The sequence below is a fragment of the Alysiella crassa DSM 2578 genome, assembly GCF_000745955.1.
In the GTDB taxonomy this organism is placed as follows: domain Bacteria; phylum Pseudomonadota; class Gammaproteobacteria; order Burkholderiales; family Neisseriaceae; genus Simonsiella; species Simonsiella crassa.
Genome location: NZ_JQKH01000036.1, coordinates 1 through 23,999, shown reverse-complemented (window position 1 = coordinate 23,999; position 23,999 = coordinate 1). Strand labels below are relative to the sequence as shown.

18 protein-coding genes and 2 pseudogenes are annotated in these 23,999 nt (G+C 47.0%); 6 read left to right on the top strand and 14 right to left on the bottom strand.

Annotation, left to right across the window (positions count from 1 at the left end; all coding sequences use genetic code 11):
- Nucleotides 1–448: 448 nt before the first annotated feature.
- The 5 genes from speA to Q338_RS06765 all read right to left on the bottom strand — a co-directional run bounded on the left by speA (nucleotide 449) and on the right by Q338_RS06765 (nucleotide 5,150).
- On the bottom strand, nucleotides 449–2,341 hold the full coding sequence (gene speA / locus Q338_RS06785; protein ID WP_034293401.1) for a biosynthetic arginine decarboxylase: 1,893 nt from the start codon (nucleotides 2,339–2,341) through the stop codon (nucleotides 449–451).
- 60 nt (nucleotides 2,342–2,401) lie between these two features.
- Nucleotides 2,402–2,818, bottom strand: coding sequence for a type II toxin-antitoxin system VapC family toxin (locus Q338_RS06780; RefSeq protein WP_034293398.1), 417 nt, complete (start codon nucleotides 2,816–2,818; stop codon nucleotides 2,402–2,404).
- A 1-nt stretch (nucleotide 2,819) separates the two neighbouring features.
- Nucleotides 2,820–3,074, bottom strand: a complete 255-nt coding sequence (locus Q338_RS06775) for a hypothetical protein (RefSeq protein ID WP_034293395.1) — start codon at nucleotides 3,072–3,074, stop codon at nucleotides 2,820–2,822.
- A 105-nt stretch (nucleotides 3,075–3,179) separates the two neighbouring features.
- Complete coding sequence (gene mpl, locus Q338_RS06770; protein ID WP_034293393.1) at nucleotides 3,180–4,538, bottom strand: UDP-N-acetylmuramate:L-alanyl-gamma-D-glutamyl-meso-diaminopimelate ligase; 1,359 nt, start codon at nucleotides 4,536–4,538, stop codon at nucleotides 3,180–3,182.
- A 201-nt stretch (nucleotides 4,539–4,739) separates the two neighbouring features.
- Nucleotides 4,740–5,150 (bottom strand): YidB family protein, encoded by a 411-nt coding sequence (locus tag Q338_RS06765; RefSeq protein ID WP_342345582.1) that lies wholly within the window; start codon nucleotides 5,148–5,150, stop codon nucleotides 4,740–4,742.
- A gap of 152 nt (nucleotides 5,151–5,302) precedes the next feature.
- On the opposite strand from Q338_RS06765, the gene pyrF reads away from it, so the two are divergent.
- The 4 genes and pseudogenes from pyrF (at nucleotide 5,303) to ilvN (ending at nucleotide 10,160) form a co-directional block, all read left to right on the top strand.
- Nucleotides 5,303–6,049, top strand: coding sequence for an orotidine-5'-phosphate decarboxylase (gene pyrF / locus Q338_RS06760; protein WP_034293389.1), 747 nt, complete (start codon nucleotides 5,303–5,305; stop codon nucleotides 6,047–6,049).
- A gap of 58 nt (nucleotides 6,050–6,107) precedes the next feature.
- Nucleotides 6,108–7,487: pseudogene (locus Q338_RS06755) on the top strand (MFS transporter).
- A gap of 400 nt (nucleotides 7,488–7,887) precedes the next feature.
- Nucleotides 7,888–9,672 (top strand): biosynthetic-type acetolactate synthase large subunit, encoded by a 1,785-nt coding sequence (ilvB, locus tag Q338_RS06750; RefSeq protein ID WP_034293387.1) that lies wholly within the window; start codon nucleotides 7,888–7,890, stop codon nucleotides 9,670–9,672.
- Nucleotides 9,669–10,160 (top strand): acetolactate synthase small subunit, encoded by a 492-nt coding sequence (ilvN, locus tag Q338_RS06745; RefSeq protein WP_034293385.1) that lies wholly within the window; start codon nucleotides 9,669–9,671, stop codon nucleotides 10,158–10,160. Before ilvB ends, ilvN begins: the two co-directional genes overlap by 4 nt.
- Nucleotides 10,161–10,330: 170 nt before the next feature.
- Here the strand turns inward: ilvN and Q338_RS06740 are convergent, their stop codons facing one another.
- The 8 genes from Q338_RS06740 to Q338_RS06705 all read right to left on the bottom strand — a co-directional run bounded on the left by Q338_RS06740 (nucleotide 10,331) and on the right by Q338_RS06705 (nucleotide 19,888).
- Nucleotides 10,331–11,623, bottom strand: coding sequence for a sigma-54-dependent transcriptional regulator (locus tag Q338_RS06740; RefSeq protein WP_034293383.1), 1,293 nt, complete (start codon nucleotides 11,621–11,623; stop codon nucleotides 10,331–10,333).
- The gene (locus Q338_RS06735; protein ID WP_034293381.1) at nucleotides 11,616–13,736 is read right to left on the bottom strand and encodes a HAMP domain-containing histidine kinase; all 2,121 of its coding nucleotides are present in this window, start codon (nucleotides 13,734–13,736) and stop codon (nucleotides 11,616–11,618) included. Before Q338_RS06735 ends, Q338_RS06740 begins: the two co-directional genes overlap by 8 nt.
- A gap of 199 nt (nucleotides 13,737–13,935) precedes the next feature.
- Nucleotides 13,936–14,517, bottom strand: a complete 582-nt coding sequence (locus Q338_RS06730; protein ID WP_034293379.1) for a DUF4390 domain-containing protein — start codon at nucleotides 14,515–14,517, stop codon at nucleotides 13,936–13,938.
- 252 nt (nucleotides 14,518–14,769) lie between these two features.
- The gene (rsmB, locus tag Q338_RS06725; RefSeq protein WP_034293377.1) at nucleotides 14,770–16,026 is read right to left on the bottom strand and encodes a 16S rRNA (cytosine(967)-C(5))-methyltransferase RsmB; all 1,257 of its coding nucleotides are present in this window, start codon (nucleotides 16,024–16,026) and stop codon (nucleotides 14,770–14,772) included.
- A 12-nt stretch (nucleotides 16,027–16,038) separates the two neighbouring features.
- Nucleotides 16,039–17,325, bottom strand: a complete 1,287-nt coding sequence (hpnE, locus tag Q338_RS06720) for a hydroxysqualene dehydroxylase HpnE (protein ID WP_034293375.1) — start codon at nucleotides 17,323–17,325, stop codon at nucleotides 16,039–16,041.
- Nucleotides 17,322–18,170: a presqualene diphosphate synthase HpnD gene (gene hpnD / locus Q338_RS06715; RefSeq protein ID WP_034293372.1), complete on the bottom strand. Its 849-nt coding sequence runs from the start codon at nucleotides 18,168–18,170 to the stop codon at nucleotides 17,322–17,324. Before hpnD ends, hpnE begins: the two co-directional genes overlap by 4 nt.
- A 158-nt stretch (nucleotides 18,171–18,328) precedes the next feature.
- Entirely contained in the window at nucleotides 18,329–19,189 is an 861-nt protein-coding gene (locus Q338_RS06710; protein WP_034293369.1) for a c-type cytochrome, read from the bottom strand.
- A gap of 177 nt (nucleotides 19,190–19,366) precedes the next feature.
- Entirely contained in the window at nucleotides 19,367–19,888 is a 522-nt protein-coding gene (locus Q338_RS06705) for a protein disulfide oxidoreductase (RefSeq protein WP_034293366.1), read from the bottom strand.
- A gap of 224 nt (nucleotides 19,889–20,112) precedes the next feature.
- Here Q338_RS06705 and lon point away from each other — a divergent pair, with 224 nt between their 5' ends.
- Nucleotides 20,113–22,545 (top strand): endopeptidase La, encoded by a 2,433-nt coding sequence (gene lon / locus Q338_RS06700; protein WP_034293363.1) that lies wholly within the window; start codon nucleotides 20,113–20,115, stop codon nucleotides 22,543–22,545.
- Between the two features lie 73 nt (nucleotides 22,546–22,618).
- On the opposite strand, the gene trpD is transcribed toward lon, so the two are convergent.
- Nucleotides 22,619–23,644 (bottom strand): anthranilate phosphoribosyltransferase, encoded by a 1,026-nt coding sequence (trpD, locus tag Q338_RS06695; protein WP_034293360.1) that lies wholly within the window; start codon nucleotides 23,642–23,644, stop codon nucleotides 22,619–22,621.
- 131 nt (nucleotides 23,645–23,775) lie between these two features.
- On the opposite strand from trpD, the pseudogene Q338_RS06690 reads away from it, so the two are divergent.
- Nucleotides 23,776–23,999: pseudogene (locus Q338_RS06690) on the top strand (IS4-like element ISAba33 family transposase); the annotation flags it as partial.

Here is a 23,999-nt window from a genome sequence, read left to right as displayed (position 1 = left end):
CTGTGATGACCCAATCGGCATCGCTGTCGTAGGGCGAAAAATGGACAGGCAGCCTGCAAAAGCCAAAATTATTGGCAACCAAAGAAATGTCGGTTTGTCCATTTAAAGTGGTGAAAGTCATTTTGTGTTCCTTTTTGTGAAAAATTTGTTTCGTGCATATTTTCAGGCAGCCTGAAAACCAATAACCATTTTTGATGTTACCACTTATCTCCCCCCTCCCCCTATGAAAGGGGGAGGGCTGGGGTGGGGGTTAGAAATTCAACGCGCCACCCCCCCCCCCCCCCCCCCCCCCCCCCCCCCGGGGGGGGGGGGGGGGGGGGGGGGGGGGGGGTTAGAAATTCAACGCGCCACCCCCACCCTAACCCTCCCCCGCCAGCAGGGGAGGGAACAGATTTCAGGCAGCTCAAAGATTTTTGTCCTATATCAAAAGGAAGGCAGCCTGAAAAACTTATTCGTCTTCCAAATAAGTGTAACCATTTAATCCTGCTTCCAATTCTTTCAAAAACGCAATCGCTTGTGAAGCAGGTAAATCCGAATGTTCAATTTGCTCTCGGTAACGTTGCAACAAGACTTTGGGGTCTTGATACACATATTCCAACATATCCGCCACCGTGTTGCCTTTGTCGTAATCGCTGATTTCAAAGCGATTGTTGTCGTGCAACCACACATCAACCGTTGTGGTGTCACCAAACAAATTGTGCATATTGCCCAAAATTTCCTGATACGCGCCCACCATGAAAAAACCCAATAATGGCGGATTGTCTTCGGGGTAATCGGGCATGGGCATGGTGGTGGCAATGCCATCGCCGTCAATGTAATGGTCTACCGTGCCGTCTGAATCGCAAGTGATGTCCAACAACACCGCTCTGCGGGCAACAGGTTGATTCAACTGCGTAATCGGGCAAACTGGGAATAATTGGTCTATGCCCCAAGCGTCAGGCAGCGATTGAAACAGCGAAAAATTGACATACAATTTATCGGCAAACCGTTCTTGCAATTCGTCAATAATCGTGCGGTGCGAACGGTGTTTTGCATTAAATAATTCGCCAACTTGGTGGCAAATATTCAAATACAACTGCTCTGCCCAAGCGCGTTGTTGCAAACTCAACAAACCCACATTGTACTGATTATGCACATCTGATAAATCAAATTGGCTTTCGTGTATCCAGCTACGCAGCGAACGTTTTTCGCGTGAGGCGAAAATATCCGTCCACGTTTCCCACATGCTGTGCAAAACGCGTGGGTCTTCGGGGGCTGGGGCTTGCAGTTGTTCGGCTTTGTAGCGTTCCACGCCAATCACGTTTGCCACCAAAACCGCATGATGTGCCGTGATGCCGCGTCCGCTTTCTGTGATAATCGTTGGGTGTGGCAAACCGTATTCTTCGCAAGCCTGACCAATGCCCCACACCACCGTGCTGGCGTATTCATTCAAACCATAATTCACGGAACAATCGGATTGGGTGCGATTGCCTTCGTAATCCACGCCCAAGCCGCCGCCCACATCAAAGCAGCGAATGTTCACGCCCAATTTGTGCAATTCCACATAAAAACGTGCCGATTCGCGCACGCCTGTCGCCACATCACGAATGTTGCCCAGTTGTGAACCCAAATGGAAATGCAATAATTGTAAACAATCCAGATTGTCTTGTTCTTTCAAGATATTAACCAAATGCAAAACTTGCGATGCCGACAAACCAAATTTGGATTTATCGCCACCCGAAGCCTGCCATTTGCCCGAACCTTGCGATGCCAAACGCGCCCGTACCCCCAAACGCGGTTTCACACCAATTTTTGCCGCTTCTTCCAAAACCATTTGAATTTCAGACAGCTTTTCAATGACCAAATACACTTGATGACCCAATTTCTCGCCCATTAAGGCAAAACGAATGTATTCGCGGTCTTTGTAGCCGTTGCAGACGATGAGCGTTTGGGTGGTGCCTGCGTGTGCCAATACCGCCATCAATTCGGCTTTGGAGCCTGCTTCCAAACCATGTGGCTGTTTGCTGTGAATCAGGCTTTCAATCACGCGGCGGTGTTGATTGACCTTAATCGGGTACACCAAGCAATAATCGCCACGATAACCAAATTCCGCGCGCGCATTGGCAAACGCTTGATTGATGGCGCGCAAACGATGTTGCAAAATTTGCGGAAAACAAAACAAAATCGGCAAATGGGCTTGATGATGTTGTTGAACGTGTTGTGTGAGTGCCACCAACGAAATCTGATTTTCAGGCTGCTCTGGATTGGGGCAGACGGTCATCTCGCCAGCTTCATTGACTTGATAATAACGCATGCCCCAATAGGGGACGTTGCTGACTTCTTGCACGGTTACGGTATTCATGTTTATCTTTCTTTTGTCTTTTAATATCAATGGTAAGTGCTTTTTCAGGCTGCCTGAAAATCAAATAAAGGGATTGAGCAATTTTACGCCTGTGGTATCAAAATCGGCAATATTGCGCGTTACCACAATCAAATCGTGTGTGAGTGCCGTGGCGGCTATCAACGAATCAAACGCGCTTTTGGGATTGGGAACGTGCAAATGGGCGCAACGCAGCGCAACTTCGGTGCTGATGGGCAGAATCCGCCCTTGATAAGTGGGCAAGATTTTGTTTTCAAACCAATCGCGTAAGTTTGCACCTTGAATTTTGTCTTTACGCTCTTTCATCAAAATGCCTTTTTGGATTTCTAAAATGCTGATTGCGCTGACAAACATTTCTTCCGTTTCTGTGTTGTCTGACCATGAGACAACACCTTGATTGGCTTTGCCATTTTTGATTTTGTATAATTCAGAAATCACATTGCTATCAACCAAATACATTTTACCATTCCCACTCAATATCCATCGGATTATCGGCAGCCAATGCCTGTGCTGCGCTGATTGCCCCTTCGCGTTTTTCGCGCTTGGGTACGCGCCCAATCAACATCGTGCCTTCTTCCAAAATTTGGAAATAGCCGCGTGTGGTCAATTCGCTGAAACGCTCGCGGAATGTGCGCCACACTTGTTCACTGTCGGTGGGGGTGTCCAAGTGTTGCACGATTTGTTCTTCGGGATAATACACTTTGCTGATTAACATTTTGTTTCTCCTTGGAAAATGATTTTCAGGCTGCCTGAATGTAGGGTGCGTATCACACACCAAAATCTTGAAATATTGGCAAATACGGTGTACGTACCCTACATTTTAGCTACCCAATTTCGCCAACAGTTTATCGTGAATGCCACCAAATCCGCCATTGGACATAATCAAAATGTGGTCGCCATTTTGCGCGAATTGCGCCAAATCGTTCACAAAATCGTCAAAATTTTGTCCGATGTGCAATTTGTCGCCCAAAGGATTGAGGGCTGCCTGAACGTCCCAATCCACACCGCCAGCGTAGCAGAACACCGCGTCCGCGCCACGCAAACTTTCAGGCAGCGCGGCTTTCATCGTGCCGAGTTTCATGGTGTTGGAACGCGGCTCCAACACGGCAACAATTCGCGCTGCGCCCACTTTTTGGCGCAAACCGTCTAGGGTGGTAGCGATGGCGGTGGGGTGGTGGGCGAAATCATCGTAAATGGTTATGTTGTTGACCATGCCTTTGATTTCCATGCGTCTTTTGACATTTTTGAATTGGCTCAACGCTTCGCAGGCTGCCTGAACGTTCACGCCAACGTGTTTTGCAGCCGCAATCACGGCAAGGGCGTTTTGGCGATTGTGTTCGCCCAACAAATCCCATGCGATGTGTCCGACCGTTTCGCCGTGAAATTGCACGTCAAAGCTGCCGTCTTGTTGCAAGTTGCTGATTTGCCAGTCGCTTTGTTCGCCAAAAAATTGGGTGGGTGTCCAGCAGCCGCGTTCCAAGACGTTTTTCAGGCTGCTTTCGCGTCCGTTTGCCACGATTAAGCCTTCGCTTGGCACGGTGCGGACGAGATGATGAAATTGCGTTTGAATGGCGTTCAAATCGGGGAAAATGTCGGCGTGGTCGTATTCCAAATTGTTCAAAATGGCGGTGCGGGGGTGGTAGTGAACGAATTTGCTGCGTTTGTCAAAGAATGCGGTGTCGTATTCATCGGCTTCAATCACGAAAAACGATGAGCCGTTTTGTGGCAAACGTGCTGAAACATCAAAGTTTTGCGGCACACCGCCAATCAAAAAGCCTGCGCCATATCCTGCGTATTCCAACACCCACGCGAGCATGGAGGCGGTGGTGGTTTTGCCGTGCGTGCCTGCCACGCCCAGCACCCACATTTTGTGCAACACGTTTTCCGCCAGCCATTGCGGGCCCGATGTGTAGGGCAAGCCTTTGTTTAAAATGGCTTCAATCACGTCCATGCCGCGTTTGGCAACGTTGCCGACCACATACACATCGGCTGGAAAGGTGTCCAACTGTGCCGCGTCAAAGCCTTCGTGGATTTCAATGCCCAAGTTTTCCAGTTGCGTACTCATGGGCGGATACATTTTGGCATCGCAACCTGTTACTTTGAAACCTGCTTGTTGGGCGATGGCTGCCAGTCCGCCCATGAATGTGCCGCCTATGCCGATGATGTGAATGTGTGTCATGATATGATTTCCCAAAATCAATAAAAAATCTGATTATATCGGGATTACCGCGTTTCAGGCTGCCTGAACGGGATTTTTTGGCGAAAATCGGACAGTTTCACAAATTTTCAATTTTTTTGATTGACAAATTCGCCAAATAAATCAGGCAGCCTGAAAACACATTTTCAGGCTGCCTGATGATTATTTTTCTAAATAATTTAATTATTTAAACATTTGTTGCATGGCGATTTTCACAATATCGTCCATGCCGAAACCGTCTGCGTCTGCCGCATTGCCGTTTGGCGTGATGGAATTGATGATTTGTGGCAAAAATTGTGCCAACAAACCACTCGCCTGATTCATGTCCAAACCCAAATTTGCTGCCGCTTGCCCTAAACTACCGCCTAATGCGTTTTGAATTTGCGAAGGCTCTACACTAGCATTTGCACCATTACCAATCCAGCTTTGTGCCACACTTGCCAAATCCCCACTTTGTAATTGGTTTAACAAAGCACCCACACCACCATTTTGCTGCACTAATTGGTTAAACAATTCAACAGCTTGAATTTGACCATCGCCATCAGTATCTTGCAACAAAGAAGAAGCAGCAGCAGAAAGTAAGCTATTCAACATAATTATGTCTTTCGTGATGAACTATAAAAAAATGGCATTGTATGGCTTTTCAGGCAGCCTGAAAACCGTTGCCGCGCAAATTTACTTGCGTTTACGCTATAATCTTTGCTCCATCATTTTAATTCTCCCATTTGATTCTCTAGGAGTATGCCATGAATCCACTTATCGCCGATTCCTCGATTTCCAGCCAACGCACCCCCGTGATTGTGGCATTGGATTTTGCCAATGAAGCCGACACGCTGCAATTTGTGCGCCAATTGTCGCCCGATTTGTGCCAACTGAAAATCGGCAAAGAATTGTTTACCGCCACAGGTCGCCAATTGGTAGAAAAATTGGTGAATCAAGGATTTAAATTATTTTTAGATTTAAAATATCACGACATTCCCAACACGGTCGCGCAAGCCTGCAAAGTCGCCGCCGAAATGGGCGTGTGGCTGGTGGACGTTCACGCTTCGGGTGGTCGGCGCATGATGGAAGCCGCCGCCAACGCCGTTGCGCCCTATTCCCAACGCCCACACGTGATTGGCGTAACCGTTTTAACCAGCATGGAACAAGCCGATTTGCGCGAATTGGGTTTCACGCAAAACCCCGAAGAATTGGTGGTCAATTGGGCAAAATTGGCGCAACAATCGGGTTTGGACGGCGTGGTGTGTTCCGCGCAAGAATCTGCCGTATTGCGCCGCGAAATTGGCGAATCTTTTTTACTCGTTACCCCCGGTATTCGCTTGGACACCGCCAATAATGCAGACGACCAACGCCGCATTATGACCCCACACCAAGCCTTAAAAGCAGGCTCCAGCTATCTCGTGATGGGTCGCCCGATTACGCAAGCGCAAAACCCAGCCGCCGTATTGCGCCACATCAATGAAACGGCGTTTGATTATTTTCAGGCAGCCTGAAAACCATTTTCGCCCTAAATTTTCTCCTAAAAGCGTTCTTTAAAGAAAGGACAGTATCATGGCATATTCTCCCGAATTTCAAGGCAATAACCGCCTGCTCACGGGCATGGTTTTGGGTGTCTTGACCTTTTGGCTGTTTTATCAATCGGTGTTTACCGCCGTGCCAGCCATTCAAAAAGATTTAGCCATGCCCGACACATCGCTCAATGCCGTGATTGGCTTGGGTTCGCTGTTTTCAGGCTGCTTTATTATTTTGATGGGCGGTTTGGCGGATAAATTTGGACGCGTGAAATTTACCTATCTGGGTTTTGGTTTGAATATTTTGGCGTGTTTGGTTTTGTATTTTAGTCGTGATGCGCTGTCGTTTGGTGCGGGGCGTGTGTTACAAGGCTTGGCGGCAGCCTGCATTATGCCCGCCACCATGTCATTGATTAAAAACTACTATCACGGTGCAGAACGGCAAAGGGCGTTTAGTTTTTGATCCATTGGTTCGTTTGGTGGTTCGGGTTTATCATCTTTGGTGGGCGGTGCGCTGGGGACGTATTTTGGTTGGAAAAGCATTTTCTTGCTGTCCATTGCCATTTCCGTTTTGGGCATGATTTTGGTGCAAGGCACGCCTGAAAGCAAATCACACGAAACCCGAAAAGGTTATGATTATATTGGACTTTTCTCTTGCGTATTGGGTTTACTCGCCTTAAATTTGCTGATTACCAAAGGTTTCCGTTGGGGTTTGAGCGACCCTTGGACGTGGTATATGCTGATTGGTTTTGTGGTGATGGCGATGGTGTTTTTCCGCACCGAAATGCGTTTAAAAGACAAAGCGTTTTTGGATTTCTCCCTGTTTAAAAATCGCGGTTTTAATGGCGCGTGTTTGTCTAATTTTTTGCTGAACATTATGGCTGGCACACTTTTGTTGAGCAATTTGTATTTACAAAAAGGACACGGCTTAACCCCATTCAAAGCAGGTTTGTACACGCTGGGCTATGTGATTTTGGTGATGATTATGATACGGGTCAGCGAAAAAATGTTGCAAAAATGGGGCTATAAAAAACCGATGTGGCTGGGTACGTCCATTACCGCTTTGGGTGCATTGGGTTTGTCCATGACCATGTTGCCGTCTAATGTGTATTTGATGACGGTGGCGGTGTCGTTTATGGTGTTTGGTTTTGGTTTGGGCTGCTATTCCACACCAGCCGCCGATTGCGCGATGGTAAACGTGCCTTTGGACAAAGCAGGTGTTGGCGCGGGCGTGTTCAAAATGGCGAGTGCATTGGGCGCGTCCTTTGGCATTGCGACCAGCGCGACTGTGTTTACCTTATTGTCTCCGCAAATGGGCATGCACGGCGCGGCGCAAATCGCGTTTTTGACTATGTCAGGCTTTGGCATATTGTCCACTTTGGCGGTGTGGTGGGTGGTGCCCAAAGTGATTAAAGAATAAAAAATACAGTAAATTAAAATAAGAAATCTGCTTCGTTGCCCACGCCCTGATGTACTCGGTGTACACGGCGGGCGTGGTCGCCTTGCATCTTTCTTATTTTACTTCACTATAAAATGGAGGCAGCCTGAAAAATGTTTAACACGTTTTCAGGCTGCCTTTTGATGTTTGATGTGATTGAAAATTTCACATTGCCCCCTTGCCAAAATTCCCCCTTTACGTTATCTTAACAATCTTTCTCACTTCACAAACCCAGCGTCAAAATAGACTGACCACACAAACGACTGTTGCCCTGCTGGCACAAGGCGCGTACCTCAAATCGCTGTCTGTGTCGCCGCGTTATCCACACTTGGTAAAGTCCTTGTTATCACTCTATTTTCACGCCAGACATAAAGAGGTTGTCATGCAAATTTCAGGCGCACAAATCATTGTGCATAGTCTCAAAGCGGAAAACGTGGAATACGTTTTCGGTTACCCTGGTGGCGCAGTTTTGGAAATCTACGATGCCATCTACCAACTGCATAAATTTGAACACATTTTAACGCGACACGAGCAGGCTGCCGTCCACGCCGCCGATGCTTATGCCCGCACTAGCGGCAAAGTCGGCGTGGCTTTGGTTACATCAGGGCCGGGCGCAACCAATGCCATCACAGGCATTGCCACCGCCTACACCGACAGCGTGCCTTTGGTGGTTATTTCGGGGCAAGTCGGTTCACCCATGATTGGTACGGACGCGTTCCAAGAAATTGATATGGTCGGCATTTCCCGCCCCTGCGTGAAGCACAATTTTTTGGTTACCAAAATTGAAGAACTCGCGCCCACCATCAAAAAAGCCTTCCAAATTGCGCGTACAGGTCGTCCCGGTCCTGTGGTGGTGGATATTGCCAAAGACGTTACCCAAGCCACCGCCAAATTCAGCTATCCGCAGGAAGATATTTTTATCCGCTCCTATCAACCTGTTGTCAATGGACACATTGGGCAAATCAAAAAAGCGGTGCAAATGCTCGCCGCCGCAAAACGTCCACTGATTTATTTTGGCGGCGGCGTTACGCTGGGCAATGCTTCGGCGGAATTAATTGATTTTGTCAAAACTTTGGGCGTACCCTGCACAGGCACATTGATGGGCTTGGGCGCGTATCCGTCCAGCGACCGTCATTATTTGGGCATGTTGGGCATGCACGGCACTTATGAAGCCAATTTAGCCATGCAAAACGCCGATGTGGTGGTGGCGGTAGGCGCACGTTTTGATGACCGCGTGGTGTCCGTACCCAACAAGTTTTTGGAAATTCCGAAAAAAATCATTCACATTGACATTGACCCATCCAGCATTGCCAAACGCGTGAAAGTGGACGTGCCAATTGTGGGCGATGTGAAAAACGTCTTAAGCGAAATGCTGAACGTGTGGCGCAAACAAGAAATGCAATTCCACGCCGCCACATTGGAAAAATGGTGGAAAACGCTGGAAAACTGGCGCAGCCGCGATTGTTTAAGGCTGCCTGAAACCGAAGACAGCGAATTGATTTTGCCGCAATATGTGGTGCAAACATTGGCAAAAGTTACCAATAATCAAGCCATTATCACATCAGATGTGGGGCAACATCAAATGTTTGCCGCGCAATATTACCCCTTTGAACGTCCGCGCCAATGGCTCAATTCGGGCGGTTTGGGAACGATGGGGGTGGGTTTGCCGTATGCGATGGGCGCATATCTCGCTGACCCCACGCAAGACGTTTGCTGCATTACGGGCGAAGGCTCGATTCAGATGAATATTCAGGAATTAAGCACTTGTTTTCAATACAAATTACCCGTAAAAGTAATTTGTTTGAACAATGGCTATTTGGGCATGGTTCGCCAATGGCAAGAGCTGTATTACAGTAATCGTGAATCGGAAACCTATTTTGACTCGCTGCCTGATTTCGTGAAATTGGCGGAAGCATACGGACACGTTGGCATGCGTATTGAGAAAAAATCCGATGTGGAAGGCGCATTGCGTGAAGCCTTGGCGATGAAAGACCGTTTTGTATTTATGGATTTCATTACCGACCGCAAACAAAACGTGTTCCCTATGGTGGGCAATGGCAAAGGCTTGGACGAAATGGTGTTGCCGCCACATATGCGTGAAACCAAAGCCGATTCTGATGTGAACGATGTTCACGACCGCGATTACGACACAAGGAGCGTGCCATGAGACATATTTTATCTATTTTGATGGAAAACGAATCGGGCGCAATGAGCCGTGTGGTGGGTTTATTTTCGGCGCGTGATTACAATATTGACAGCTTGTCGGTTGCACCAACCGAAGACGCGACTTTATCGCGCATGACCATTGTTACGCGTGGCGACAGCCATGTGATTGAACAAATCACCAAGCAACTCAACAAATTAGTGGAAGTGGTGAAAGTGGTGGATTTGAACGACAGCCGCTATGTGGAACGTGAGTTAATGCTGGTCAAAGTTCGCGCCGTAGGCAAAGACCGCGATGAAGTTTTGCGTTTGGCAGAAATTTACCGCGCTTCCGTGATTGATGTGTCCGACAAAACCTATACGGTGGAAGTAACGGGGACATCTGAAAAATTAGACAGTTTCTTGGAAAATTTATCCAAAGGTTTGATTTTGGAAACGGTACGCACGGGCGCGGCGGGCATTGGGCGCGGAGAACGCATTTTGCGGATTTGATGTTTCCAAACATCATATTTAAAATATAGTGGATTCAATTTAAATCAAGACAAGGCGACAGCGACCGCCGTGTACACCGAGTACATAAGGGAGCGGGCAACGCGGTACTGGTTTAAATTGAATTCACTATAAACAGGCAGCCTGAAAATATTTTCAGGCTGCCTATTCAATTATTCCTCATCATCACAATCGCTACTCGACTTACTGCGCCGCGTGAAATTAATCCCCAATTGTTTTAATTTGCGATATAAATGTGTGCGCTCCAAACCCACTTTTTGCGCCACACGGCTCATATTCTGCCCTTCGCGGTGAATATGGTATTCAAAATAGCGGCGTTCCAACTCTTCGCGCAATTCACGCAGGGGCAGATTAAAGTCAAACCCATTGACCATTTCCGTATCGCTGCGCTGAATAAATTGGTTCAACATTTTGCTGACCGCCATCAAACCCACTTCATTACCTTCCGCGTTCATCACCAAATTTTTCACCACATTTTTCAATTGTTCCAAATTACCGGGCCAATCGTATTGGCGCATTTGGTCAATCGCATCGGCGGTGAAACGAATCGGCGTGGTTTTCTGCGCTTCGGCTAATTCTGCCGTGATTTGGTTCACTAAAAATGTAATGTCTTCCGTTTGTTGGCGCAACGCAGGAATATTAATCACCAAAGAAGACAATACATTCAATAATTTACCGTCTTGACTCGGATTATTCAGCAATTCCGCCATCGGCTGACTGCAGGTACACACAATGCGCGTATTGTAACGCTCTGCTTTGGTGAGCAAAAAGGCAATACTCTGTTGCGTGCCTTTGTTGTATTGAGAAATATCGCCGAGATACAACACGCCATTGGCGGATTTTTGCAAAATTTCCAACGGAGAATCAATAATATGCTCCGCGCGTGCAGGTTCCGTCCAAGGTGTACCCGTTTTGTGAAAATACCGTGCAATCATTTCAAATGGCGAACCTGATTCGCCCATTAACAAAATGGGGCTATTTTGCTGGGCGGCGCGTTCCAATTGCTTGCCCAATTCTTTAATCACATTGCTGTTGCCCAATTTTTCCAGCGACAAACCCGAACCCGACTGATTTTCGCCATATTTCAACGCCCGTTCCACCGCGCCCAATAATTTTTGCAAAGGAATGGGTTTTTCCAAAAAATCCAACGCACCGATTTTGGTGGCTTCCACCGCCGTGTCTATGCTGCCGTGTCCGCTCATCATCACAACTGGCATAGTGAGCTGTCCATTTTTTGCCCATTCTTTCAACAGGGTAATCCCATCGCTATCGGGCATCCAAATGTCCAGCAACACCATGGCAGGACGGGCTTGGTTACGCAATTGACGGGCAGCTTCGGCATTTTCTGCCAAAGCAACGGTATAGCCTTCGTCTTCCAGCGTTTCTTGCAGGACTTCGCGAATGCCAATTTCGTCATCTACAATGAGAATATCTGTGCTACGCATGATGGTTATTTGCTTCCGTGTTGAATTCTAGGGTTACGATTGCGCCGCTGGGTTCGCAATTGGCGATGTGTATGCTGCCATTGTGTTCTTCAATGATTTTCTTAACCACAGGCAGCCCCAAACCCGTCCCACTGGGTTTGTCCGTAATATACGGTTCAAACGCGTTTTGCAGCATGTGTTTACTGAAACTTTTGCCGTTATTTTGCACCGTCAGCGTGATTTGATTGCCGATTTGTTGGGTGCGAACATGAACGGTGGGTTGGGTTTCAGTAGCAGCGGCTTCGGCGGCGTTCTTAAACAAGTTGTGCAGTACTTGGCGCAATGCCGTAGTGTCTGCTTTTAGCAACAATGGAATATTACTCAATTCGTATGTAAAAGCGCAAGAGTGGTTTTCATATAATAACAAAACCTCTTCAGTTAGTTCATTTAGGTTAAGTTCTGTCATTTTGAGTGAAGGCGCACGGGCATAGTTACGGAAGGCTTCCACCATCTCTTTTAGAGCAGCCACTTGTTTTACAATAGTATCCGTTGATTTTATTAGAATTTGTTCGTCAGTTTCGTTTAATTTTCCTTGTAATTTCCACGCCAAACGCTCCGCCGATAATTGAATGGGCGTGAGCGGATTGCGAATTTCGTGCGCCAAACGCTTGGCAACTTCGCCCCAAGCAGCTTCTTTTTGCGCCATAACCAGTGTTGTAATGTTGTCAAAAACCAACACTACACCATTACCATTCTCTTCAGGCAGCCTGACCGCCTTGCCCAACAGAATGCGTGTTTCATCACGCCCCGCATAGGCAATCTCCACCGCCTTGTCCATGCGTTCACTCGCCAACAACGCGAGTAAGCCATCTGCCAAAATCGTGTGTTGTGGCGAATAGCCTGCCCAATTGTGCGGCGTTTTGCCGACCAACTCTTTCAAAGACAAATCTAAAATACTCGCCGCACGTTTATTAAATGTTTTCAGGCAGCCTGAACCGTCCAACGTAATCACGCCCGAGCTCAAACTTTCCAATACAATTTCCAAATAATGCCGTGCCGCTTCTTGTTCTGCGCGATGGACTTCATCGGCGGTTTTGGCAATCGCCAATTCTTCGGTCATGTGGTTGAACAATTCAGTCAAACGCCCCAATTCATCGCGCCGCGCAACGGCAATGCGTTTGGTAAAATCGCCCTGCGCCACCGCCCGCGCGCCCGTTGCTAAAGACAAAATCGGTTCAACAAAACGCTGGGCAAAATACAATGCCGTAACCAATGCCAATAAAATCGCCAATAAAGCCGCTAAAATCAAGGTGATGATAAAAAATGTCTGCAAACCTTTTTGCGCGAACACCAATTCAGCGTATTTGGAACGCGCCGATTCAATCAATTCCGCGTCTTTCGCCACCTGTTCGGCAATGGGCTGCCTGAAAAACAACGCGTATTTCTCGCCGCCGTCCGATGGCAACAACCACCAGCCACTCGCATACAAGACGCTGTTCAAATTTTCCGCGCTTCTCAAATAGCCACGACTGCCCAATTCCGCCAACATCTGATTGTCCAATTCAGGCGTACTCAATTGATAGGGATTGCGCTCGCTCAAAGGGCGCATGGTTTCCATGTCCCATAAAGCCAAATGACTGAATGCTTGACCTTTTTTTCCATCAAAAATCAATTTCACATTGCTGCGTTGCGCCAATAAAACACGCACATCGGCACCGATTTGTTCCGCTTCCGTGCTGCTGCGTTGCACCGCCACATCTACCGCCGATTTACTCAATTGCAAACTGCGCTCCAACGCCTCTTTTGTGTCATTGCCAAACCACGTTTTGATATTGTGCGAAATAAATTGCACCGACACCAGCAACAAAAACAGCGCAGGCAACACCGTTACCAAAGTAAACATCAACGACAAACGCCGTGCAATTTGCGAACCAAATACCCTGTCATGTTTACCACGAATAATCAACAAGATATAGCGAATAATCACGCCAAACATCGCCAAAATCAACACGGCACACACGCCCGAAATCAGCCAAAAATAACTGGACAATGCGCTGGTACTACTGGTTGAAATGGTTAATAAATACAATGCGATACATGAAAATGTACCCGCAATCAAAAGAAAACGCTGCATGGAAAAACTTTCACACGGTTTTCAGGCTGCCTGTTATGACCCAAAAATGTAGGGTGCGTATCACGCACCAAATCATGTAAACAATTTAGAATTTTGGTGCGTAATACGCACCCTACATGGATTTGCCATCTGGTTTCAGGCTGCCTGAAAATCAATTTAAGTGATTAAATTAATTAAATAATATAAAAAAATAATAAAACTACTGCCCAATTTTCAATTCTTTCCAGCCCGAATCCAAATCCCAATTCCGAGAAGTCAAAGCATTGATTTGAAAAGGTTTTGGCAATTTAGACGTATTCAAACTCAAGCGCACCGAAGCCGCCACATCTTTGGCAGCCACATTTTCCAATGCGCCTTCGCTCAACACATGCCAATTGGCAATCGCCCCTATGCCCTTGAGTGCTGTATCTAAATTATTGTATTCTGTAGAAAAAGTACCCACGCTAATCCGATAACGCCCCGTAATCGGGTGATAAGACAGGCGATAATTCACCGCATTGCTGCTGCCCACCCAACTGGACAATTTGTGGCGATACGAAGCCATTGTTGGTTTATCCAATTGATAAGTCAAAATAAAATCCAATGCCACGCCCTGTTTCAAGGCATTGCGGAGCTGTTCGGGCAATTCCGTTTGAAAGCGCGTATTGATGGCAAGCTGCCCATTATTCAGTAACTTTGCTTCACTGCGCAAAGGCGCAATGCTGTCCGCATGCGCCGCCGTGTAGCTGCTTAAAAAAAGTAAGGTAATGAATGATAAAAATAAATTTCGTAAAATAATCATGTTCAGGCTGCCTGCAAATAAAGGCGATTCAACAATGAATGAAACTTTACACCAAAAAAATCATCTTGTTTGAGAAGATTTTGTATTTAGATGTAATAGCCAAATACGATGATTAAGCCAAAAACCCAAATAACATAAAAAAATTATCTTTTATAAACAAACTATTAAACAAAAAATGCGCCTCTGTCTTGCGCCCAACCATCTTATTCAGGCTGCCTGCAAAAATTGGCGCATTTACAACAATCGCACAGATTATTTTTTGATAATCAATGCGTAATAGAAGCCATCTTGTTTTTCATTGGGGATTAAGGTTTGCTCTTGTTTCAATTCTGCGTCTGGGTGGCGGCGCAAGAATTTTTCGCATTGCATACTGTTTTCTTCCGTGAAAATGGAGCAAGTTGCCAACAACATGCGCCCGCCTGATTTAAGCGTTTTCCACAATTCGTCCAACATGGCTTCTTGTTGTTTTGCCGTTTTCAGCGCGTCTGTGGGGCGGCGCAACCATTTAATATCGGGATTGCGCTTGATGGTTCCCGAAGCGGTACACGGCACGTCCGCCAAAATCGCGTCAAAAGGCTTGCCGTCCCACCATTCGTCAAGGTTTTCCGCAGGCGCACAATGCAAGGCAGCCTGCACATTCAGCCGTGCCAAATTGTCCGCCACACGCATTAAACGCTTGTTATCAATATCCAAAGCGGTAACTTCGCAATCCGCCAACTCCAAAATATGCCCCGTTTTCCCCCCAGGGGCGGCGCACGCGTCCAAGATACGCTCGCCGTTTTGCGGATTGAGCAAATACCCTGCTTGCTGCGCCCCAAAATCTTGCACCGAAACCACGCCTTCGGCAAATTTTGGCAACTGATGCACGGGCATGGGTTCGGCGAGCCGAATGGCATAATCGTCCAAAATTTTTGCTGCAATATCATGCTCTTGCAGCACAGACAAATAGTGTTCCGCGTTCATGTGGCGGCGGTTCACGCGCAAAGTGAGCGGCGGGTGCGACTGAAACGCGGTAACCATATTGTGCCAATGTTTAGGATATTGATTTTGTAATACTTTTTGCAACCAAATGGGCAAATTGTGTTTCGCCACATCGTCAAATTTACATGCCTTATTCAAACCTTCTTGTTCGCGCAAAAAGCGGCGCAAAATCGCATTGGCAAACGAGCGATATTGCCCACGCCCGATTTTGGCAATATTGTTCACCGCTTCGTTTACCACCGCATGCGGCGCGTTACGCGTATGATTTAATTGATAAATCGCCACCAAAAAATAATATTCCAACTGCTTATTATCAATCGGTTTATTCAATAATTTGCCCAACATAAATTTCAGGCTGCCTGCAAAACGCTGGCAACCATAGGCAATATCTTGCAACATGCCTTTGTCTTGTGCGGTTAAATCAGGGTGTTGCGCGATGATATTCGCCAATTCATCGGACAAATTTTTGCCGCTTTCCACCGCCAACAGCGTTTGCGTGGCTAGGGTTTGCACTTGGGATAGGGACATTTTAGTTACTTTCTATTTATTTGTTTTGTATATATTTTTATCATTTAAGGCAGCCTGCAACACTTTTTCCGCCGCCGCAAAACCACTCAAAACCGCCGCCTCCAAAGTCGCAGGATAACGCTCATTCAAATAATCGCCCGCCAAAAAAATTCCCCGCGCATTCAAATTATCCTGATTAAAAATCAAACGGTTGGGCGTACTGGCGATGGTGGCGCGTTTTTCCGTAATCACCTGCACCGCCACAGGCTCACCCACATTCGGCGACACGCGTAACACATCGGCATGCACTCGCGCCGCCCACTCGTCCGCTTTCAGGCTGCCATATTGTTCCGACACGCTAATCACCGCCGCCACTTCATTCGCCCCATTCAAACGGCTGCGGTCTATCAACCATTGCGCCGTGCCATGCGCCAAACCTGTCATCAAAACAGGCAGTTGTGGCGAATGTTCATAACGCAAATACACCGTTGTAATCGCGTGATACCGCCACGATTGCGCGGCAGCCTGAAAATCTGCCGCCCAATCTTCGGGCAACAAAGCCGCCACATGATAAGGCGCAACCGCAATAATCACACGGTCAAATACTTGATGATTCACCATAATTTGATTATTAGAATGCGACAACCGCCCTACTCGCGTTTCAGGCACAAATTCGCCGCCACATTCCGCCAATTTCCGCAAAGCAGGCTGCACCAAAAAATTATCCAAATCATTGACGGGCAAACAAAAATCGCTGCCACCACCGTCCGCCAACACATTCGCCAACACGCGCAAACTCGCCGTTTCCACAGGCGTGTTCAACGCACCCCACACCATAGCTTGCCAAAATTCATCGCGCCATTTTTGGCTAACCTTTTGTTCTGCCAAAAAATCCGCCACCGATTTATCGCCCGAACCCCATTTTTGCCAACACGACAACACCGCCAAATCACGCAACAAAGCCCATTTTTCAGGCAGCCTTGCCCCTTTTGCCAACAATAATCCTAATAATAAATTCAAAGGTTTAGGCAACAAGGCAGCCTGAAAACGCACACCGTCCGCCATATACCACGCCATCGGCTCACGCACCATCGCCGCGTCCGCGCCAATCCGCCGCAACAACTCAAACACGCCGCCATACGCCGCAATCAACAAATGCTGCCCATTGTCGCAAAACGAAAAATCATCAGTCGCCACACCACGCGCCCGTCCGCCCGCCACGCGCCCCGCTTCAAACAAAGACACCCGCGCCCCACCCTGCGCCGCCGCCACCGCCGCCGCCAAACCCGACCAGCCCGCCCCAATCACTGCCACTTTCATGGCTTAAATCCCAACAACCAAATTTTCAAGGCAATCCGCAATTTACGCGGATTTGGGATTTTTATTTTATATTTCAATACATTACTTGAACCATCTCGCGCAATTTCTTCCAGCAAAGCATAATAAATTCCGCCCATCACCAAACCCACTTTCTGCCGCTTGCGGTCGGCTTCGGGCAACAATGCCACCGCCGCCCGATAGGTTTCACGCGCACGCATAACCTGAAAATCCATCAATTTTTCAAAGGCTTGATTAGATTGATACGATAAAATCAACTCTTCCGACACACCAAATTTTGCCAATTCATCAAGCGGCAAATAAATCCGCCCATTACGCGCGTCTTCGCCCACATCGCGGATAATATTGGTCAGTTGCAAAGCCAAACCCAATTTATCAGCATAGGCAAGTGTTTGATTTTCCGAAAAACCCAAAATTCGCACAATCAGCCGCCCCACCACACCAGCCACCCGATAACAATAATATTGCAAATCTGCAAAGGTCTGATAGCGCACATGGTGCAAATCCATTTCCATGCCATTGATAATATCTTCAAGCTCATCTTTGGGCAAACCAAATTTGCCGACAATATCACACAAAGCCTGATTCACAGGGTGTTCAGGCTGCTGCTGATGGAATACTTTATCCAAATCTTGCCGCCACCATATCAAAGTTTGCCGTGCCACATTTATATCAGAACAATCATCAACCACATCGTCCAATTCCCGACAATAGGCATACAATACCGTCATGGCATTTTTCTGTTCTTCGGGCAAAAAGCGAAATCCCGCCAAAAAGCTGGAACCGCTTGCTTGCGCTTTTTCCTGACAATATGCTAATGAATTCATTTTATTTTATTGATTAAATTTTAAAATTAAAACCGTTTCACATGAAACTTGAAATTACATAACTTATTGATTTTAAATATATTTATTTAATAAAAATCATCTAGTCAAATAAAAAAACAGGGTGGTTAATACCAGCCCTGTTTTTCAGGCAGCCTGAATTAGAATTTACCGCCTGCTTGATTCACCATGTAAACCACCACAGCTTTCACTTCATCATCGCTCAAAGATGAACCACCTTTAGGTGGCATTACGCCGCCATTAGGACCTGTGTAACCTTCAATAGCATGTTTAAACAAAGTGTCTTTGCCCTGTGCAATGCGTGGCGCCCAATCTTCTTTATTCGTCAAACGCGGTACATGGGGAATCACAGAATTTGCTGCATGACAGGCTTTGCATGATTTTTCAAAATTTTCTTGGGCTTTTGCGTCATTGGCGGGTGCAGCAGCGACTTCTTCGGTTTTCTTATCTTCAGTTTTGGCAGCTGCTTCGGGGCTTGCGCTGTCGGAAGCGGCGGTATTGCTGCTTGCGCCACCTGCGGCAGGTTCAGCAAATGTACCGCCCGATTCGTTTGCCATATACACAACGGCGCGGGCTACTTCTTCGTCAGTCAAATCCATTGCACCGCCTTTGGCAGGCATATTGCCTTGACCTGTGAACCCATTGACTGCATTTTTAACCAATGTATCCAAACCTTTGGCAATGCGTGGTGCCCACTGATCGTTTTTGGTAATTTTGGGTGAGAATGAGGTGGCGCTGTCTGCCGCGTGGCATTGAATACAAATTTTATCAAACACTTGTTTACCTGTGCGTTGCCCTGGTTCTGCGCCATCGCCTAATTTCAGGCTGCCTGCAGGCATAATGCGCGTGGCGGTTGCATTTTCGGTAATGTCGGCAACATCTGCGGTGTAACCACTATTTGCCAATTTTGCTAATAAAAAGACGCTCACGCCCAAAATGGCGATACCGCCTACCAAATTGGTTAATGCCGAGCCTTGTTGTTTGTTTTTAAATGAGTTCATTTTGGAGTTGCCTCGCCGTTTTGGTCGGTTTGTGTTAGATTTAGATTTAGTTAAATCAAATTAACATGATTTTTCGCAATTATACTGAAGTTTGTTGAAGTTTTCCAAGCAGAATTTAGGGGTATTTTTAGAGTGTTTATCTTTACAGGCTGCCTGAAAAATGTGTTGCGCCATTATTTAATGTAAAAAATGACTTATCCAAATACGGGTTTTCAAGCCCCAATAGCTTGCCAAACCTGTGGTGCTGTGCACCACTTTTCCATTTTTAATCAATACAATGGTGGGGGTAACTTTCACATTCCATGCGCGAGACAATTCGCCGCGTTCATCATTGATGGTGTCAAATGCCAACTGATTTTGCGCCAAATAGTTGCGAACATCGTTCAGGCTGCCTGAACGCAATGCCACACCCAAAACAGGCACGCCATCTGTATGCAAATCATTGATAACAGGCGAAGTATGTTTACAAATACCACACCAACTGCCCCAAAAATACAACACCAACGTTTGTTCCGCGCTGGCGGCGGCGAGTGTGGTGGGGGCGACACTTTTCATGGTGGTAAACGGTGTGTCGGCGGCATGGAGCGGCGCGGTTGGGCTGCGCCACCAGTCCACCACTAGGCTAATCAGCAAAAGTAAAACAAGGGTTTGGGCAATCTGTTTTGCCCAATAAAGCGATTTTTGTCGTGTGTTTTTCATGTTTCAGGCTGCCTGAAGTTTAAATTATCTATTTTTATGGTATGCTTATTTGCAAATCATGATTTTATTATATTTACCGTCCATTTGGGTATTCAGGCTGCCTGAAAAACATGCCAGCCATCACATTATCCAAATTTTCCTATTTTCAGGCTGCCTGAAACCTTGAAATTTAACCCACCTCCCCCATCTACCCTGCACTTTCTAAAGAAAAACGAGCATTTATTATGGCAAGAAAAAAATCAGAAACCCAACTCCTCGCCACACTTCCCTTGCGCGATATGGTGGTTTATCCGCACATGGTGCTGCCCCTGTTTGTGGGTCGCCCCAAATCAGTCGCCGCACTCAAATTTGCCGAAGCGCATGAGCAATCTGTATTTCTGCTGACTCAAAAATTGGGCAGCGAAGAAGAACCCGAGTTAAACAATTTATACGATACAGGCACCATCGCCAAAATTCTGCAAATTCTGGATTTGCCAGACGGCACCTTAAAAGTGCTGGTGGAAGGCGTGGCGCGTGGCAAAATCGCCGAAATCCACGACAACGGCGAGTTTCTCCACACCCAAGTGCAAACCCTTGCCGACACCGCCAGTGCAAGCGACAAACACGAAGCTTTGCGCCGTACTTTATTGTCGCAATTTGACCAACTGGTGAAAAGCAATAAAAAAATTCCTGCCGAAGTGGTGAGCAATATCCACGATATTGAAGACAATAGCAATTTAACCGACACCATCGCCGCGCATTTGCCACTCAAATTAGAGCCGCGCCAAAAATTATTGGAATTGGCAGACGTGTCCAAACGCATGGAATTTTTATTGACGCAAATTGAAGGCGAATTGGAAATTTTCCAATTAGAAAAACGCATTCGCGGCAAAGTCAAACGCCAAATGGAAAAAAATCAACGCGATTACTATTTGAATGAACAAATCAAAGTCATTCAAAAAGAATTGGGCGAAGAAGACGAAAAAGGCGAAATCCTGCGTTTGGAGCAAGAAATCAAAAATGCAGGCATGAGCAAAGAAGGCGAAGAAAAAGCCCTGTCTGAATTGCGTAAACTCAAATTGATGCCGCCCATGTCGTCCGAAGCCACCGTGGTTCGCAATTACATTGAAACGCTGATTGAGTTGCCTTGGAAGAAAAAAACACGCATTTCCAAAGATTTAACCAAAGCCGACTTGGTTCTGAACGAAGACCACTACGGCTTGGAAAAAGTCAAAGAGCGCATTTTGGAATATTTAGCCGTGCAAAAACGCACCGATAAACTCAAAAGCCCGATTTTGTGCCTTGTAGGTCCCCCGGGTGTGGGCAAAACTTCCTTGGGCGAATCCATCGCCAAAGCCACAGGGCGCAAATACATTCGCATGGCTTTGGGTGGCGTGAAAGACGAAAGTGAAATTCGCGGACACCGCCGCACCTACATCGGTTCCATGCCAGGTAAAATCATGCAGAATATGGTTAAGGCTGGCGTGAAAAATCCGCTTTTCTTGTTGGACGAGATTGACAAATTGGGCAACGATTTCCGTGGCGACCCAGCCGCCGCCTTGTTGGAAGTGCTTGACCCTGAACAAAATACCGCCTTTGCCGACCATTTTGTTGAAGTGGATTTTGATTTGAGCGAAGTGATGTTTATTGCGACTTCCAACAGTTTCAATATTCCACCTGCGCTGCTTGACCGCATGGAGATTATCCGCCTGTCGGGTTACACGGAAGATGAGAAAATCAACATCGCCATGCAATATTTGGTGCCCAAACAAATGCAACGCAATGGCGTAAAAGAAGGCGAATTGACCATTGATGAATCTGCCGTGCGCGATATTGTGCGCTACTACACGCGCGAAGCGGGTGTGCGTTCACTTGACCGTGAAATTGCCAAAATTTGCCGCAAAGCCGTGATTCAAAATGAGCTTTCAGACAGCCTGAAAACCACGAAATCACGCAAAAAATCGCCAACTTTGCACGTTGATGAGCAAAATTTGGGCGAATTTTTGGGTGTGCGCCGTTTTGATTATGGCGTAACGGCTGGCGAAAACCGCGTGGGTCAAGTAACAGGCTTGGCGTGGACGGAAGTGGGCGGCGAATTGCTGACGATTGAAGCAGTTGCACTCAAAGGCAAGGGCAATATTGTCCGCACAGGCAAATTGGGCGATGTGATGCAGGAATCCATTACGGCAGCTTGGTCGGTGGTGCGCTCACGCGCGGAAAGTTTGGGCATTGCACCCGATTTTTACGAGAAAAACGACATGCACGTTCACGTTCCCGAAGGCGCAACGCCCAAAGATGGTCCAAGCGCGGGCATTGCCATGACCTTGGCTATGGTGTCGGCTTTGACGGGCATTCCTGTTCGCGCTGATGTGGCGATGACGGGCGAAATCACTTTGCGTGGCGAAGTGTTGCCGATTGGCGGTTTGAAAGAAAAACTGTTGGCGGCATTGCGCGGTGGCATCAAACACGTTTTAATCCCCAAAGACAATGTCAAAGATTTGGAGGAAATTCCGCAAAACGTGAAAGATGGCTTGACCATTCACGCGGTGCAATGGATTGATGAGGTGTTTGCACACGGTTTGCAGTATCAGCCACAGCCGTATCAGGCAGAAACACCAGCCGAAACGCCATTAGAAACACCGAAAAAATCTAAATCGGGCGCAAAAGCCAGACATTGATTTTTTGATTTGAAATAAATAAGGCAGCCTGAAAATATGTTCAGGCTGCCTTATTTTATTGAATAATTGAAAATTATTGTTGTGTGGCGCGAACAAATTCTGCTTGTTTTGCTTTGGCTTTGCCGCTTGCCAACGTTTCACGCGCCAAAGCCAAACCATCTTGCAGGCTGCCCACCACATTGCCCGCATACAAACACGCCGCCGCATTCAGCAAAACAATATCACGCGCTGAATCAGGCGCAGTATTGTCCAGCACCGCATTCATCATCGCCAAAGATTGCGCGGCATTGTCCACTTTCAAATCGTCCAAATTGGGATACACGGGCAAATCAAATTGTTCGGGGTGAATATCGTATTCTTCAATTTTGCCATTTTTCAATTCGGCGATGCGGCTGCTGCCTGTAACGGTGATTTCGTCCAAACCATCGCTGCCGTGTACCACCAAAGCGTGTTCCGAACCCAATTGTTGCAACACCCGCGACAAAATCCCACATAAATCAATATGAAACACGCCAATCAATTGGTTTTTCGCGCCTGCTGGGTTGGTCATTGGGCCCAAAATATTGAAAATGGTGCGGAAACCCAGCAATTTGCGTACAGGCGCAACATGGCGCATGGCGGAATGATGGTTTTGGGCAAACATAAAACCCATGCCGCATTGTTCAATCAATTGAGCGATTTGTTCGGGCGATTGCGCCAAATTCACGCCCAATTGCTCCAACACGTCCGCCGCGCCGCTAGACGATGACACGGAACGCCCACCGTGTTTCGCCACTTTCGCCCCTGCGGCGGCAGCGACAAACATGGCGGTGGTAGAAATATTAAAAGTCTTCGCGCCATCACCGCCTGTACCGACAATATCTACTAAATTATCAATGTGTTGCACAGGAACTTGAGTGGCAAATTCGCGCATTACGCTGGCGGCGGCGGCGATTTCCGACACGGTTTCCACTTTAATGCGTAAGCCAACGAGTAAACCTGCGATTTGTTCGGGTGGCACTTCGCCACGCATGATTTGGCGCATTAAATCTTGCATTTCATCGTAAAACAATTCGTTGTTGTCAATCAATCGGGCAAGGGCTTGTTGTGGGGTAATCATTGGGTTTCCTTATTTATTGTTGAATTCATTTTTCAGGCTGCCTTTCAGTACACGACAAAAAAAGTACAATAAAAAAAGAAGTCCGCATCAATTCAGTGGTATCGTATTAATTTTCTCACGACTAATCCAATATGACTGAATTGAGCGAACTTACCCATATCGTAACCAAAACTTTCAAATGGCACAAGAGCCACGTTATTGTTTTTGTGTATTTATTGTGCACCATTGCCATGCGGCAGACCTGTAATTTGAGCAAATTGGCAATGTTTTTCCCTGATGCCAAAGCAACAAACGCCTCTTCCTATCGCCGTATCCAACGGTTTTTTAAGGAAGTTGTTTTTGATTATGACGCGGT